The sequence below is a fragment of the Litchfieldia salsa genome, from assembly GCF_900104555.1.
Taxonomy (GTDB): Bacteria; Bacillota; Bacilli; order Bacillales; family Bacillaceae_L; genus Litchfieldia; species Litchfieldia salsa.
Window position 1 is genome coordinate 119,025 of record NZ_FNJU01000006.1, and the last position, 16,331, is coordinate 135,355.

The window sequence follows — 16,331 nt, forward strand, 5'->3', positions numbered from 1 at the left end:
AATTCTTACATTTATATTACAAATGTCAATTAAGCAAGATTTCTCATTTGTTTTTAGGTAAAATAGATAATACCTTTTAGATTAAATGAGATCTAAGAAAGGGAGACAAATTAGTGAATACAAACGATTTAATCAAAGAAGCAAAAAAAGCAAGAGAACGAGCGTATGTACCGTACTCAAAGTTCCAAGTAGGAGCAGCGCTCTTAACGAGTGATGGGAAGGTATACCATGGTTGCAATATTGAAAATGCAGCATATAGTATGACTAACTGTGCTGAAAGAACTGCCTTTTTTAAGGCCATTTCTGAAGGAGATAAAACGTTTTCATCTCTTGCGGTAGTAGCTGACACAGAAGGGCCGGTTTCACCTTGTGGAGCATGCCGACAAGTAATTGCAGAGTTTTGCCCAGAAGATATGACTGTGTTTTTGACAAACCTTAAGGGTGATATTCAAGAAATTACTGTTCGAGATTTATTGCCAGGGGCTTTTTCTGCGAGGGATTTAAATGAGTAAAGAAGTATACAAATCAGGTTTTGTTTCCATCATTGGTAGACCGAATGTAGGGAAATCTACTTTCTTAAATAAAGTGGTTGGCCAAAAAATCGCGATTATGAGTGATAAACCACAAACGACGCGTAATAAAGTTCAAGGTGTGTATTCAGAGAATCAGGCGCAAATTGTTTTTATTGATACTCCTGGTATACACAAGCCAAAGCATAAGCTTGGTGACTTTATGATGAAGGTTGCACAAAACACGTTAAAAGAAGTCGATATTATCTTATTTATGATAAATGCAGAAGAAGGATATGGTCGTGGGGATGAATTTATTATCGAGAAATTGCAAGGAACTTCTACACCTGTATTTCTCGTCATTAATAAGATTGATCAGATTCACCCGGATCAATTGCTTCCTTTAATTGAAAAATACAATAACTTATATTCGTTTAAAGAAATTATCCCTATTTCTGCACTTGAGGGGAATAATGTTCCAACACTTGTTGACCAAATAAAAGCCTACTTACCTGAAGGGCCACAATACTATCCGATTGATCAGGTGACAGATCATCCAGAACGTTTTATTGTGACTGAATTAATTAGAGAAAAAGCGTTGCATTTAACAAGAGAGGAAATTCCTCATTCAATTGCAGTGGTGATGGATTCCATGGAAAAAAGAGAAGGCAATACTGTATATGTTGGTGCAACGATTATTGTTGAACGTGACTCTCAAAAGGGAATCATCATTGGTAAGCAAGGGAGTATGTTGAAGGAAATTGGTAAACGTGCAAGAACTGATATTGAAGCACTACTAGGATCAAAAGTGTATTTAGAATTATGGGTAAAAGTTCAAAAAGACTGGCGTAATAAGATGTCACAGCTACGCGATTTTGGTTTTAGAGATGATGAGTATTAAAAAGACTAAGACTTGTCTTGCACGGATTTACAAAAATTGTGTAACATGATTTTAGGATAGTTGGTCAAAATAATGGTAAGGAATTGGCTAAGAATTGCTCAGCTTAAAATACAGAAAGGTGGGGTTTCATATGTTAGATTTTACCTGGAAAGTGTTCAGTCATACAGGTAACATTGATACGTATCTTCTTTTTAAAGAATTAGAAATGAACAAGGAAGAAAGACCCGATTCACATGAAGAAGAGCTAGCAGAGGTTGATTTTCCAATTTCTTGACCATACCAATCTATCGTGTAATCAATTGGATGGTGACGAGAATTGTTACAAAAATGCGAAGGCATTGTGATCCGTACCAATAATTATGGAGAAAGTAATAAAATAATTACCTTGTTCACTAGAGAATGGGGGAAGGTTGGTGTAATGGCAAGAGGAGCTAAAAAGCCGAGTAGTCGGTTAGCTTCCATTACACAACCATTTACATACGGTCACTTTTTGGTTCAAAGAACTTCTGGCTTGGGCGGCTTACAACAAGGCGAGACTATCAAGACATATAGAGGAATAAGAGAAGATATCTTTTTAACGGCTTATGCTTCCTATATTGTTGAACTAACTGATAAATGTACAGATGAAAAAAAGCCAAATCCGTTTATTTTTGAATTATTATTACAAACCTTACAATATATTGATGAGGGCATCGATTTAGATATTTTAATGTACATCTATGAGATGAAAATGTTGCAGGTGTTAGGATTATCACCAAAGTTAGATGGATGTTCGATTTGTGAAAGCACTGAAGGAGAGTTCGCCTTCTCTATAGGAGAAGGCGGTTTCTTGTGTCATCGTTGTTATCATCACGATAAATATCTTATGAAGCTTTCACAAACAACAATTAAACTTCTTCGTCTATTTTACTATTTTGATTTAAACCGACTTGGGAAAATAGATGTTAAGCAAGAAACAAAGAATGAACTAAAAACGGTTATCACAGCTTATTATGATCAATATTCAGGTTTAACCATTAAATCAAAAAGGTTCTTAAATCAAATTGATCAACTGAGAGACATGTTACCCCCTCCAACCGAATGAAAATTAAAGGATCCCAGCGATACGGGGTTGACAATACTTACTATTTCGATTAATATGCTAATCATAATATGATGCGTTGACGGAAAATAGTACTAAATCCTCTCTATATAAAAGCGAACCTAGGATAGTGAAAGCTAGGGTATAGAAGATATAGGAAGGCGTTCCTGAGTATGAACTGTAAAAGAGGCTATGTAAGGCATTTGTCTTACTAGCAAATAGGGTGGAACCGCGGGTTAACTCTCGTCCCTATGTCATTTAACTGACATAGGGATGAGAGTTTTTTGTTTTGACATAAAACCCGTCGCTATATGTCAGTGAATATCAATTTACAACGGAGGTGTGTTTATGAACATACAAAATATGATTTTAACACTACAAAAACATTGGTCAGAACAAGGCTGTATTCTAATGCAAGCTTATGATGTCGAAAAAGGTGCTGGCACAATGAGTCCATATACCTTTTTAAGAAGTATAGGGCCAGAGCCGTGGAATGTGGCATATGTAGAACCCTCTAGGAGACCTGCAGACGGCCGGTATGGAGAAAATCCTAATAGACTTTATCAACATCATCAATTCCAGGTCATTATGAAGCCTTCTCCAGATAACATTCAAGAGCTTTATCTGGATTCTCTCAAAGCATTGGGGATTGACCCACTAAAGCACGATATTCGTTTTGTTGAGGATAACTGGGAAGCACCTACACTCGGAGCAGCTGGTCTCGGTTGGGAAGTTTGGTTAGATGGTATGGAAGTTACTCAGTTTACCTATTTCCAACAAGTTGGTGGGCTTGAGTGCAAACCAGTCTCTGTAGAAATAACCTACGGTGTAGAAAGACTCGCGTCTTATATACAAGACAAGGAAAATGTATTTGATTTAGAATGGACTAATGGATTTACAGTACGAGACATCTTTGGTCAACCAGAATATGAACATTCAAAATATACGTTTGAAACATCTAATACAGAAATGCTATTTAACTTATTTTCGATTTATGAAAAAGAAGCTCACCGTCAAATGGAAGAAGGGCTAGTTCATCCAGCCTATGATTATGTCCTTAAATGTTCACATACATTTAATCAGTTAGATGCAAAAGGAGCCATATCTGTTACTGAAAGAACAGGCTATATAGGTAGGGTTAGAAATCTTGCGCGGAAAGTTGCAAAAACATTCTATGATGAAAGAGAAAAATTGGGGTTCCCAATCTTAGAACAAAAAGGAGGTGCTGAAAATGAATAAGCGGGATTTACTTATTGAAATTGGTCTTGAAGAAATGCCTGCAAGGTTTATCACTGATGCTAGTAATCAGTTAACTGATAAAGTGACGAATTGGTTGCTTGAGAAAAATATTTCATATGAAACGATTCAAGGTTTTTCTAGTCCAAGAAGATTAGCGGTTTTGGTAACAGCCGTATCAGAAAAACAAGAAGATGTGGAACTTGAAGCAAAAGGGCCAGCAAAAAAAATTGCCCTTGATCAAGAAGGAAACTGGACAAAAGCAGCAATTGGTTTTACAAAAGGGCAAACAGCAAATGTTGAGGATATCTATTTCAAAGAAATTAATGGAATTGAATATGTACATGTAACCAAATTTATAAAAGGCCAAGAAACAAAAGATACATTGTTTGAGTTAGAACAAATTATTACAAACCTTAGTTTCCCAAAGAATATGAGATGGGGAAATGAAGATTTACGATTTGTACGTCCAATTAAATGGTTACTTGCCATATTTGGTGAAGAAATCATACCGATCAGTATTACGGGAGTTGCCTCAAGTAATACAACTCTTGGTCATCGCTTCTTGGGTGCTAAAGTAACAATCAATAGACCAAGTTCATATGAGACTGAGCTACTTTCACAATATGTCATAGCTAATGCATTAGAAAGAAAAGAAGCGATACAAAGTCAAATTAAATCTCTGGCAGATGAACACAACTGGGTAGTTCCGATTGATGAAGACTTACTAGAGGAAGTTACAAACCTAGTTGAGTATCCTACTGCTTTGTATGGTAAGTATGAAGAAGAATTCTTAGATCTTCCAGAGGAAGTTCTGATCACTTCAATGAAAGAGCATCAGCGTTATTTTCCAGTGAAAAGTAAGGAAGGTCAATTACTTCCATATTTCATTACGATTAGAAACGGTGATCATAAGCATATTGATAATGTAGCTAAAGGGAATGAAAAAGTATTAAGAGCAAGGCTTTCTGATGCTGATTTCTTCTATAAGGAAGATCAAAAGAAGCAAATTTCAGACCTTGTTAATAAATTAGATGCCATCGTTTACCATGAGGAAATTGGAACACTTGGAGAGAAAGTGAGAAGAATTCAAAAAATCTCAATAGAACTAGCCAAACTTTTAGGTGTCGATGATTCTGTCTTACAACAAGTAAACCGAACTGCAGAGATATGCAAATTCGATTTAGTCACACATATGGTCTACGAATTCCCAGAGTTACAAGGATTAATGGGAGAAAAATATGCGTTAATAAATGGTGAGGATGAGGCAGTTGCCAAAGCAATCAATGAACACTATATGCCAAGACACGCAGAAGATGATGTTCCTGCTTCAATAGTGGGAGCGATCGTTAGTATTGCTGATAAGCTTGATACGATTATAAGCTGTTTTTCAATTGGAATTATACCGACAGGTTCACAAGATCCGTACGCACTTAGAAGACAATCAGCAGGGATTGTCCAAATTCTACTCGAAAAAGAATGGGACTTCGCTTTGGAAGACTTGCTTTCAATTGCAATTAATAATTCACGAGTAGAAAACAACAAGGAACAAGCGTCTTCTAACTTATTGGATGAGCTTATTAACTTCTTTAAATTACGTATCAAAAATGAATTATCAAATCGCAAGATTAGGTATGATATTACTGAAGCAGTTCTTGGTTCAAAAATAGATCGGATTGGTACACTAATCAAAAAAGCAGTTATACTAGATCAACACAAAGAAGATCGAGAGTTTAAAGATATTATTGAGGCACTAAGCAGAATCCTGAATATTGCTAAAAAGGGAGAGGATAAAGAGATTAATCCGTCTTTATTCCAATCACAAGAAGAAAAGAATCTATATACTGCCTATTCTAGTTTGAGCAAGAATATAGAATTAAGTTTGGCTAATGGAGATGTAGAGGAAGCTTATAATCTACTGGCTGATATGAAAGAGGTTATTAATCAATACTTTGATCATACAATGGTTATGGCTGAGGACGAGAACATTCGTGTGAATCGACTTGCACAGATGGTACAATTATCTGCTGTTATCAGTCATTTCGCTAATGTGAATTCAATTGTGGTAAAGTAATTGTAAAAAAGGGTATCTAACCTGTAATAAGTGTTGCAATTAAGGTTAGAGCCCTGTTCTTCATTTTAAAGGCTGGGTGGTGAGTACAATCGAACTTAATAAACGACAAGAGCAAATCGTTCAAATTGTTAAAGATAATGGCCCTATAACTGGTGAATCGATTGCAGATCAATTAAATCTTACAAGGGCCACGCTTAGACCGGATTTAGCGATTCTAACAATGTCTGGGTATTTAGATGCCAGGCCCCGGGTAGGCTATTACTTTACGGGAAAAACGGGCTCTCAAGTATTAACGGATAAAATTAAGAAGCTGCAGGTTAAGGATTTTCAGTCAATTCCAGTAGTTGTTGCAGAGAATGTATCTGTTTATGACGCAATAGTAACGATGTTTTTAGAGGATGTAGGAACATTATTTGTCGTTGATCAAGGCTCGATTCTCGTCGGAGTTTTATCAAGAAAAGACCTGCTTAGAACCAGTATTGGCAAACAGGAGCTATCAACTATTCCTGTAAACATTATTATGACAAGAATGCCAAATATAACGATGTGTGAGAGAGAAGATTCATTAATAGATGTAGCCCAAAAGTTGATTGAAAAACAAATAGATGCACTACCGGTTGTTAAGCTTACTGAAAAAGGGATAGAGGTTATCGGAAGAATAACAAAAACCAATATGACAAAAGCATTGGTTTCTTTAGCAATAGATGGATTAGTCTAGACTCTTAAGCTTATGGGGGGAAACAAATGAGTAATCGAATGATTTTTGTGGTATCTGACTCAGTTGGTGAAACGGCTGAATTAGTTGTGAAAGCAGCAATAAGTCAATTTAAGGATTGTAATACTGAGGTGAAACGAATACCTTATGTAGAAGATATTGCAACGATAAATGAAATTATTTCAATGGCAAAAGGTAAGTTTTCGATCATCGTGTTTACATTGGTTGTTCCTGAGCTAAGAGAACATTTACATAAAGAAGCGGCACGTGAAAAAGTTGAAGTTTATGATATATTAGGACCTTTGATTGATCAAATGGGTTCTCTATATGAAACTAAACCAAGTCACGAACCTGGTTTAGTACGTAAATTGGATGAGGATTATTTTAAAAAAATTGAAGCGATCGAATTTGCTGTTAAATATGATGATGGAAGAGATCCTCGTGGTATTTTAAGAGCTGATATTGTTTTAGTTGGTGTTTCAAGAACCTCTAAAACCCCTCTGTCGCAATATTTAGCACATAAAGGAATTAGAGTAGCAAATGTTCCTTTAGTACCTGAAGTAGATCCGCCAGAAGAGTTGTTTAAAGTTTCATCTGACAAATGTTTTGGTTTGAAAATTAGTGCAGAAAAGTTGAACAATATTAGGCGAGAACGACTCAAGTCATTAGGTTTAAATGATCAGGCTATCTATGCAAACATCGATCGAATTAATAATGAACTAAAACACTTTGATACAGTGGTTGAAAAAATAGGCTGTGATATTATCGATGTAACAAATAAAGCAGTTGAAGAAACAGCAAATATTATTCTTTCTACGAAAAATAAACGAAAGAGCTTATAAGATAGAAACATGACTCTAAATTTACTTTAGCGATTGATCAAGGAATTGTTCAGAGCTGAGAATGTTAAGAGTCATTTTTTTGTGTATGTTTATGTAGAAAAAGTACGATAATTGTTTAAAAAACGTAGAAATATGTAGAATTTATATTGTTAATGTATTATAATAAAAAAATTGTGATAAAAATGTATAAAATAGGTTTAGAGTTAGGGAAGATAGAATAAACTATGTATTGTGAGTTGTCAAGAGACAAAGTGGAATTACCAAGAAAAATTTTCGACATTTTCCATGGGAATTAGTCAGTTTATTTATTTTCTTTAAAAAGAAAGAAGGATTCTATGGAGTGATGTAGAATTAAAAAATATGACGAAAAAAAGAAGAAGATTGTAGTCGATGCTGATGTATGTCTGTTAAACAATTGTCAGCTAGGCAAATACATAACCTAGAGGAATCTTTCCTTAATAATGACATGGATGCTGTATTACATGTAATGTTTCTTTCGGCAAAGGAAAGACGTACTGGAACTCTTACACAATGGTCCAAAACCCTATTTAGAAAGTGACCAAAGAATTTTTTAATGCCATTAGAAGAAATTTGTCGAAACTTGCAGGAATTAAAGTGAACGACAGCGAATATTAAGTAGACGGAGTTGTTACGAATAATGGGAAATCGTATTCCCGAAGAAACAATTGAAAAAATTCGTCAATCTGTTGACATTGTTGATGTAATTAGTGAATATGTTCAATTGAAGAAACAAGGTCGAAACTATTTTGGGTTATGTCCTTTTCATGGTGAAAACACACCTTCTTTTTCGGTCTCTGCGGAAAAACAACTCTTTCAATGCTTTGGTTGCGGGGCAGGGGGAAATGTATTTTCATTTTTAATGGATCTTAAGGGGTATTCTTTTATAGAAGCTGCAACAACATTAGCTGAAGGAAAGGATATTGAACTCCCGGCGGACCGGACACCGAGTTCACAATCAAATAATAAACATCAAAACGAGATGTCTATTATGATCGAGGCACATGACCTTTTAAAGAAATTTTACCATCATTTATTAGTAAATACAAAAGAAGGTCAAGAAGCCTTAGATTATCTGTTAAATCGTGGCTTTACGAAAGAGATTATTGAGCAGTTTGAAATTGGTTACTCATTAGATTCATGGGATTATATTTCTAAATTCCTACATAAAAGAGGGTATAGTCTTGAATTAATGGAAAAAGCCGGTTTACTTGTAAAAAAAGAAGATACTGGTTCTTTCCTTGATCGGTTTCGCAATCGTATCATGTTTCCAATTTGGGATTATCAAGGTAAGACCATTGCATTTTCTGGGAGGATATTAACCTCCAATCAAGAACCAAAATACTTAAATAGTCCCGAAACTCCTATATTTAACAAAAGTAAGACACTATACAATTTTCATCAAGCAAGAATGCATATTCGTAAGAAAGAACAAGTTATTCTTTTTGAAGGATTTGCAGATGTTATTTCCGCAACAAAAGCTGGTTTTCCGTATTCCATTGCTTCAATGGGAACATCATTGACTGAAGAACAAGCAAAGTTGATTAGACGTAATGTTGAGTCTGTAATTCTTTGTTATGATTCTGACCAGGCAGGGATTGATGCTGCACTAAGGGCATCTAAAATTTTGTCAGACGTTGGGTGTTACGTGAGGATTTCATTAATGCCAGAAGGACTTGACCCTGATGACTACATTAAGAAATACGGTAGTGAAAAGTTTAAGAATGATGTAATAGGGGCAAGTATTACTCAGATGGCTTTTAAGATGCAATATTTACGCCGTGGAAAAAACCTTCAAGATGAAGGAGAACGGATGCGCTATATCGAAGAAGTACTTAAGGAAATAGGTGCTTTAGATAAAGCTGTAGAGCGTGAACACTATTTGCAACAAATTTCTTCAGAGTTCTCAGTATCGTTAGAAGCCCTTAAAGAACAACAAGCACAATTTAACAAAAGTGAGTTCAAGAAAAAGGATAATAGCGATAGGAATAGAAATAATATACCTAGAAGAACGAATGTACAAAAAAGTTTGAAACCTGCTTTTCATAATGCAGAAAGATATTTAATCGCTCATATGCTAAGAGATAAAGATATTGCTTATAAAGTTCAAAGCGAACTTCAAAGTGAATTCAATATTGAAGAACATCAAGCTATTGTTACTTATCTGTATGCTTACTACGAAGAAGGAAACGAACCAGACCCAAGCGCATTTCTGCAACGTTTAAATGATGAGCGACTTTCACGTGCAGTGACTGATATCGCTATGCTACTCATTAATGAAGAAACAACAGACACCGAAATTAGAGACTATATAAAACAGGTGTTGAAACATCAAAAATTGTCAATGCTAAAAGAAAAGGATTTAGAAAAGCAGCAAGCAGAGCGAGAGAAGGATTTTCTTAAAGCAGCAACGATCGCTAATGAAATCATCCAAATAAAAAAAGTACTTAATAACTAAGTGTAATTTACCTCTATGGCTCACTAGTTTGAAAGGAGGGGAACTTATGGCTGAAAAGTCAGCACGTTCTAAAGAAGTGGAAACAGAAATTACAATTGATCAGGTGAAAGATCAATTAACAGAGTTAGGTAAAAAACGAGGAGTTCTGACATACGAGGAAATCGCAGAGAAGATGTCTGGATTTGAAGTTGAGTCAGATCAACTTGATGAGTATTATGAGTTCCTTGGAGAACAGGGTGTTGAATTGTTAGGTGAGGGTGATGAAGATGCGGACCCAAATATCCAACAATTAGCTAAGGAAGAAGAGTTTGATTTAAATGATTTAAGCGTTCCTCCGGGTGTTAAAATTAATGACCCTGTTAGAATGTATTTAAAAGAAATAGGTCGTGTTGATCTTCTGTCTGCTGAAGAAGAAATCTCTTTAGCAAAGCGTATTGAAGACGGTGATGAAGAAGCCAAGCGACGCTTAGCTGAAGCAAACCTTCGACTAGTTGTTAGTATTGCGAAACGTTATGTTGGTCGTGGGATGCTATTTCTTGATTTAATTCAAGAAGGTAACATGGGTCTTATTAAAGCAGTTGAAAAGTTTGACTATCGTAAAGGTTATAAATTCAGTACGTATGCAACGTGGTGGATTCGTCAAGCAATAACACGTGCAATTGCCGATCAAGCACGAACAATCCGTATTCCGGTTCATATGGTTGAGACGATTAACAAGCTAATTCGTGTACAGCGTCAGTTACTGCAAGATCTTGGTCGTGAGCCTTCTCCTGAAGAGATTGGTGAAGATATGGACTTAACTCCAGAAAAAGTTCGTGAAATCTTAAAAATCGCTCAAGAGCCTGTTTCATTAGAAACTCCAATTGGTGAGGAAGATGATTCACATCTTGGAGACTTTATTGAAGATCAAGATGCCACTTCTCCTTCTGAGCATGCTGCATACGAGCTGTTAAAGGAACAACTTGAAGATGTTTTAGATACATTAACAGATCGTGAAGAAAACGTATTGCGCCTTCGTTTTGGACTTGATGACGGTAGAACTCGCACATTAGAAGAAGTTGGTAAGGTCTTCGGTGTTACACGAGAGCGTATCCGACAAATTGAAGCAAAAGCACTACGTAAGCTACGACATCCAAGCCGTAGCAAACGTCTTAAGGATTTCTTAGAATAAAATATCAAATAATAGGGATGACCCTTAGGACCCCAATCTCCTAGGTCATCTTTTTTATTATTGTGTATCTATAGTAACTGTTAAATAAGCCTTACATTTTAGAGGTGAACACATGGATGAAAGTAATAGAAAAAAGATTATCATTAAAGAAATAAGGGATTGGAAGCAATCTAGACTTTTACCAGAAGAGTATTGTAATTTTCTCCTTACCCTATATACAGAAGGAGATTTTAACCTTCTGAATGAGGAACTTAAGGAAACGAAGAAAGTGAAGAAAACATTTACTCCTGTCTTTTTCATTTTTTGTTTGCTACCAATTTCATTTCTTGTCACTTATTTTACTGAAATAAATTTGGTTTTGCAAATCGCTATTTTTAGTGTTTTTATAATAATCTGTGTATTATCATCGATTTTTCTTAAGAAAAATCAATTATTACAACATTTTTCCTCTATTATTGGTGCCTTAATTTTTCTAAATGCTACTGTACAATTAAATAGTCATTTTAATGGTGATAATCAATTTGCACTATTAGTTATCGTATTATTGAATTGTTTAATATGGCTTGTTTTAGGGATTTTCTTGAAGAGGAACTATTTTCTATTTGCAAGTGGTTTAGGTATAGTACTTACAATTATAGCATTTTTTAGATAATATTTCATTATTTTAAATAATTAGATAATTAAGTAATCTTAGATATTGATATTCATTCAATTAATTAAAATTAATATGGATATAGTAAAAAACTGCGAATTAGCCATTCTTTAAATTAGAATTATGAAAGATATTTGAACAACTTGTACATTTAGGACTTTCACTTCTTTATAAATTAAAGTAAAATAGGAATTGTTTGTATATTATCTTCGTATAAGAAACATTAGTATTTACATAAGGGAGGTTAAAGGAATGAATCGTAATCCATTGATTCCATTTGGCTTAATTTTTGTTTTTGGAATTGGACTTATGTTCCTACTTTCATTTATTGGATTAGGAAACATGGATGAGCTTGCAAATGAGGGTGAAGAAACTCCTGAGGCAACTGTTGCAGCTTCTCCTGAAGAAATTTATCAAGGGAAATGTGCAGCATGTCATGGTGTAGATATGTCTGGTGGAGTTGGTCCAGATCTACATGGTGTAGGTGAGCGTTACGAAGCTGATGAGATTAAAACCATTTTAGAAGAAGGTAAAGGAATCATGCAAGGTGGTCTTGTACCTGCTGAGCATCTTGACGACATGGTTACTTGGCTAAGCGAACTTTAAAACATTTGCAATTGTTTTAAAGGGTTCTCCAAAGAGTCTGGCAATACTGGTTACACGTAACTGTGTAAATAGTGCCAGGCTTTTTGTTTATATATTGGACATAAGTTTTTATTTCATGGATAGTTTTTGTATAATAAATTTGTAGAAAATAAAATAAATGTGGTGTAAAAATGAATGAATTACAATTATCGAAACGACTTGAGGCTGTTGCTTCAAATATCCTTCCTAATAGCATTCTTGCTGATATAGGATCTGATCATGCATATTTACCTTGTTATGCTTTTCTTAAAGGGAAAATATCATCAGCAATTGCTGGGGAGATCAATGACGGTCCCTTCCGTTCAGCACAAGAACAGGTACGTAAGTCTAACCTAGCAGAAGTGATCGAAGTAAGAAAGGGTAACGGACTAGAGGTTATCCAGCCTAACGAAGTTGATTGTATTACAATTGCAGGCATGGGTGGCACATTGATAACATCAATATTAGAAGAAGGTTCAAATAAATTAGAGGGTGTGTCTAGGTTAGTATTACAACCTAATATTGGAGCGATCAATATTAGAAAATGGTTGATCCAAAATAATTGGGGAATCACTTCTGAAACCATTCTTGAGGAAGATGGTAAAATCTATGAAATTATTGTTGCTGACCGTGGTAATACGGAAAAATCATACGAAGATTTAAAGGCAGGTTTATTGCTAGGACCATTTTTACTAAAGGAAAAAAATAAAGTATTTATTAAAAAGTGGACGAATGAACTACAGCATTGGAATCAAATTATGATGAAACTTCAAAGTGCTGAGTCTACTCCTGAAAACAATGAGAAGAGAAAAGAAATTGAAGAAAAAATAAAGATTGTAAAGGAGGTACTAGATGATTAAAGTACCAAATGGACATGAGGTTATTCAAGTTTTTGAGGCTTTTTCACCAAAAAAGTTTGCTGTTGAAGGAGATAAAATCGGATTGCAAATTGGGTCACTCAATAAGCCGATTAATCGAATCATGACTGCATTAGATGTGAATGAGGACGTGATAGAAGAAGCCATCATTAAAAACGTCGATTTAATCATCGCTCACCACCCTGTCATTTTCCGACCACTCAAACACATACAAACAGATTCAACAACCGGAAGAATGATTGAGAAATGCATAAAAAATGATATCACTATTTATGCAGCCCATACGAATTTAGATGTAGCTGAAGGCGGAGTGAATGATTTATTAGCAGACGCACTAAATTTACAACAACAAGAAGTCTTGTCTCCTTCATATACTGATAGTAATAAAAAGATTGTTGTTTTTGTTCCAGGTTCTTCGGCTAACAAAGTGAGAGAAGCCATGAGTGCTGCTGGAGCTGGAAACATAGGAAACTATAGTCATTGTACATATAATACTGAGGGTGTTGGTACATTTCTTCCTGAAGCGAGTTCCCACCCTGTCATAGGAGAGCGTGGAAAGCTCGTAGAAGTTGAGGAAATTAAAATTGAGACAATTGTACCCACTTCACGTCAAAAAGCGGTTATAAGGGCGATGCTTGCCGCTCATCCTTATGAAGAAGTAGCCTACGATATTTATAGTCTTGAAAATGAAGGAAAAGAATATGGTTTGGGTCGGGTTGGGTATTTACCAAATGAAATGACCTTAGAAGACTTTGCTTTGTATGTAAAAAAACAATTACATGTGGATGGGGTTAGAGTAGTTGGCCCTCTAAATGGTAAAGTGAAAAAAGTAGCTGTTCTTGGAGGAGATGGAAATAAGTATATTTCTCAAGCCAAGTTCAAAGGTGCTGATGTGTTTGTTACTGGTGACCTCTATTATCATGTAGCACATGATGCACTAATGATGGGACTTTCTGTTGTAGACCCAGGTCATCATATTGAGCAAATTATGAAAAAAGGCGTGGCAGACAAGTTATTCTTAGAGTTTAAGGATAGGAAGTGGGACATCGAAGTTTTCCCTTCTGAACCCTCGACAGATCCTTTTGTGTTTATATAAATAGTAATTCGAAAGTTCGGTAAAGTGGAGATAGATGCTCGAGATTCTGTCGGAGAGCCCAAAAAAGCTTGAGTCCAAGAGGACTCAAGCTTTTTTAACCTACTTATTTTGTTTTAACTTTAGGTAAAATTTTATGAAGTGGTACACTACGTTCTCTTTTCCAAGTTGATTCGTCGTTCGAATCGAATTGTTCAAGGAAGTTGATCACTTCTTTTGTAATTGGGGTTGGTGTAGAGGCACCTGCAGTTACAGCTACATTTTTGGCATCTAATAGCCACTCTACTTTGATCTCACTTACATCTGCCACACGATAAGCTTTTGTACCCGCAATTTCTAGGGATACTTGTGCTAATCGGTTTGAATTATTACTTTTAGGATCACCCACAACAATTGTTACGTCAGCTGCTGTTGCTTGTTCAGCGACAGCTTCCTGGCGCACTTGTGTAGCCATACATATTTCACGATGAACCTCTGTTTGAGGAAATCTTTCCTGTACACGTTCCATAATGTGCTGTACATCCCATTGACTCATTGTTGTTTGATTTGTAACAATGATTTTCTCGTTTGATAGCTTTAAGTTTTCTACATCTTCTAGGGTTTCAACAAGATGAACAATATCTGGTGCAACACCAACGGCCCCTTCAGGTTCAGGGTGACCTTTTTTCCCGATATAAATGATTTGGTATCCTTCTGCCTTTTTTTGTTCAATTAAGTTATGGGTGTTAGTCACATCTGGGCATGTTGCATCAATAGTCACTAGCCCTTTTTCTTTTGCAAGGCGTTTAACCTCTGGTGAAACACCATGTGCGGTAAAAATGACTGTACCTTCGTTCACATTTTTAAGTATTTCAAGACGATTTTCTCCATCTAGCGTGATAATACCTTCTTCTTCAAATGCATCTGTTACATGTTTATTATGAACAATCATACCTAGGATGAAAATCGGTCTAGGTAATGATTTATCTAATGCCGCATTTTTTGCAATAACCATTGCATCAACAACACCATAGCAATAGCCACGCGGTGCAATTTTGATGACTTCCATTTGTTTGACCTCCTCAGGTTAAGACGAAAGAGTTTATCGGTAATTACTCTCTTAATCTCTTATATTATATCTGAGTAGGCGTGATAATTCAAAGAGGACGATGAGCTAAATCAAATATACATACGTGGAACGGATTGACCTGATTTTGTTGTTGTGGTCTTTTTACTAGGTGTAGCTGCTTTTGGTACATCTCGTTCTTCGTCTAATTCTTCCGCACTTTCTGTGGACGGTTGTGCTTTCTTTGTTTTGCGTTTTTTAGTCGTTACTACTTCTTCTTCATCACTTGTTTTCTCACTATCATCATCACTATCGCTACTATTTAATTCTCGATAGAGCTTTAGCATTGATGGTATATTTTTTACTAAGGGCCCGTATTGCTGAACCATTGGCATGACTGATTCGGCTGTGTGAAGGGCTTTTTGAACATTTCCTAACATAGTACCTAGATTTGCTGGGTTCGTTAAGCCAGACAAAACAGACGTCGTTTTTGCAGCCCCAGTGGCGGCATTAGCAGCATTAGCCGCATTAACACCAGCTCCCATAAAGTTTCCAGGCCCTTGCATGAAATTTGCAGGATTCATTCCTTGCATCATTCCGGTTGGGGCAGCAGATCCGCCACCTTTGAAACCTGACATAAGCTTGCTTAAGAATCCTCCTCCACCAGCTCTACTCATAGCTTGAGCAGGCATTTGTGTTCCCATAAACTGACCTGGACCCATTCCAGGCATTCCTCTTCCGGGAAAAAACATGATAGTTCCTCCTTCCGATAGTCTGTTGATTTATATGAAGGTTACAGATTTACTTTTTAGTAGGTATGACTTCTATGATTCCTTTTGATTAATGAGCCTTCACAATAAGCTATGCGAGGAAGAGGGGAAGTGTTTATTTTATTCTTAATAATAGGCACCGAGTAAAAAATATTGGTTGTATTGGTTTTTTTTCTCAAAATCATATATAATGGTTTGTTGAGTTAAATATGTTCGATTAAGGAAGAATAAGCATACTATATGCTATAGAATGAGGGATTTAAA

The 16,331-nt window shown here is 35.8% G+C and carries 16 protein-coding genes; 14 read left to right on the top strand and 2 right to left on the bottom strand.

Annotation, left to right across the window (positions count from 1 at the left end; translation table 11 throughout):
* Positions 1-113 precede the first annotated feature (113 nt).
* The 14 genes from BLQ56_RS13355 to BLQ56_RS13420 all read left to right on the top strand — a co-directional run bounded on the left by BLQ56_RS13355 (position 114) and on the right by BLQ56_RS13420 (position 14,255).
* Positions 114-512 carry a cytidine deaminase gene (locus tag BLQ56_RS13355; RefSeq protein WP_090855077.1) on the top strand — a complete coding sequence of 133 codons (399 nt, stop codon included), beginning with the start codon at positions 114-116 and terminating at the stop codon, positions 510-512.
* Positions 505-1,410, top strand: coding sequence for a GTPase Era (era, locus tag BLQ56_RS13360; RefSeq protein ID WP_090855080.1), 906 nt, complete (start codon positions 505-507; stop codon positions 1,408-1,410). The genes BLQ56_RS13355 and era overlap by 8 nt, the downstream gene beginning before the upstream one ends.
* A gap of 130 nt (positions 1,411-1,540) precedes the next feature.
* The gene (locus BLQ56_RS13365; RefSeq protein ID WP_090855083.1) at positions 1,541-1,684 is read left to right on the top strand and encodes a YqzL family protein; all 144 of its coding nucleotides are present in this window, start codon (positions 1,541-1,543) and stop codon (positions 1,682-1,684) included.
* Positions 1,685-1,726: 42 nt separating this feature from the next.
* Positions 1,727-2,494 carry a DNA repair protein RecO gene (gene recO / locus BLQ56_RS13370; RefSeq protein WP_090855086.1) on the top strand — a complete coding sequence of 256 codons (768 nt, stop codon included), beginning with the start codon at positions 1,727-1,729 and terminating at the stop codon, positions 2,492-2,494.
* Between the two features lie 345 nt (positions 2,495-2,839).
* Positions 2,840-3,730, top strand: coding sequence for a glycine--tRNA ligase subunit alpha (gene glyQ / locus BLQ56_RS13375; RefSeq protein WP_090855089.1), 891 nt, complete (start codon positions 2,840-2,842; stop codon positions 3,728-3,730).
* Positions 3,723-5,801 carry a glycine--tRNA ligase subunit beta gene (gene glyS / locus BLQ56_RS13380; protein WP_090855091.1) on the top strand — a complete coding sequence of 693 codons (2,079 nt, stop codon included), beginning with the start codon at positions 3,723-3,725 and terminating at the stop codon, positions 5,799-5,801. Before glyQ ends, glyS begins: the two co-directional genes overlap by 8 nt.
* A gap of 76 nt (positions 5,802-5,877) precedes the next feature.
* Positions 5,878-6,519 (top strand): transcriptional regulator CcpN, encoded by a 642-nt coding sequence (ccpN, locus tag BLQ56_RS13385; RefSeq protein ID WP_090855094.1) that lies wholly within the window; start codon positions 5,878-5,880, stop codon positions 6,517-6,519.
* Positions 6,520-6,545: 26 nt separating this feature from the next.
* Positions 6,546-7,358, top strand: coding sequence for a pyruvate, water dikinase regulatory protein (locus BLQ56_RS13390; protein WP_090855096.1), 813 nt, complete (start codon positions 6,546-6,548; stop codon positions 7,356-7,358).
* Between the two features lie 658 nt (positions 7,359-8,016).
* Positions 8,017-9,834 (top strand): DNA primase, encoded by a 1,818-nt coding sequence (dnaG, locus tag BLQ56_RS13395; RefSeq protein WP_090855098.1) that lies wholly within the window; start codon positions 8,017-8,019, stop codon positions 9,832-9,834.
* A gap of 46 nt (positions 9,835-9,880) precedes the next feature.
* Entirely contained in the window at positions 9,881-11,005 is a 1,125-nt protein-coding gene (gene rpoD, locus BLQ56_RS13400; protein WP_090855102.1) for an RNA polymerase sigma factor RpoD, read from the top strand.
* Between the two features lie 112 nt (positions 11,006-11,117).
* Positions 11,118-11,657: a hypothetical protein gene (locus BLQ56_RS13405; protein WP_090855105.1), complete on the top strand. Its 540-nt coding sequence runs from the start codon at positions 11,118-11,120 to the stop codon at positions 11,655-11,657.
* Positions 11,658-11,909: 252 nt separating this feature from the next.
* The gene (gene cccA / locus BLQ56_RS13410; protein ID WP_090855108.1) at positions 11,910-12,263 is read left to right on the top strand and encodes a cytochrome c550; all 354 of its coding nucleotides are present in this window, start codon (positions 11,910-11,912) and stop codon (positions 12,261-12,263) included.
* Positions 12,264-12,433: 170 nt separating this feature from the next.
* On the top strand, positions 12,434-13,141 hold the full coding sequence (locus tag BLQ56_RS13415) for a tRNA (adenine(22)-N(1))-methyltransferase (protein ID WP_090855111.1): 708 nt from the start codon (positions 12,434-12,436) through the stop codon (positions 13,139-13,141).
* Complete coding sequence (locus tag BLQ56_RS13420; protein WP_090855114.1) at positions 13,134-14,255, top strand: Nif3-like dinuclear metal center hexameric protein; 1,122 nt, start codon at positions 13,134-13,136, stop codon at positions 14,253-14,255. The genes BLQ56_RS13415 and BLQ56_RS13420 overlap by 8 nt, the downstream gene beginning before the upstream one ends.
* 103 nt (positions 14,256-14,358) lie before the next feature.
* Here the strand turns inward: BLQ56_RS13420 and BLQ56_RS13425 are convergent, their stop codons facing one another.
* Positions 14,359-15,300: a 4-hydroxy-3-methylbut-2-enyl diphosphate reductase gene (locus BLQ56_RS13425; RefSeq protein ID WP_090855117.1), complete on the bottom strand. Its 942-nt coding sequence runs from the start codon at positions 15,298-15,300 to the stop codon at positions 14,359-14,361.
* Between the two features lie 110 nt (positions 15,301-15,410).
* A complete protein-coding gene (gene vrrA, locus BLQ56_RS13430) occupies positions 15,411-16,049 on the bottom strand; it encodes a VrrA/YqfQ family protein (protein WP_090855120.1) in 639 nt (212 codons plus the stop codon).
* Positions 16,050-16,331: the final 282 nt, after the last annotated feature.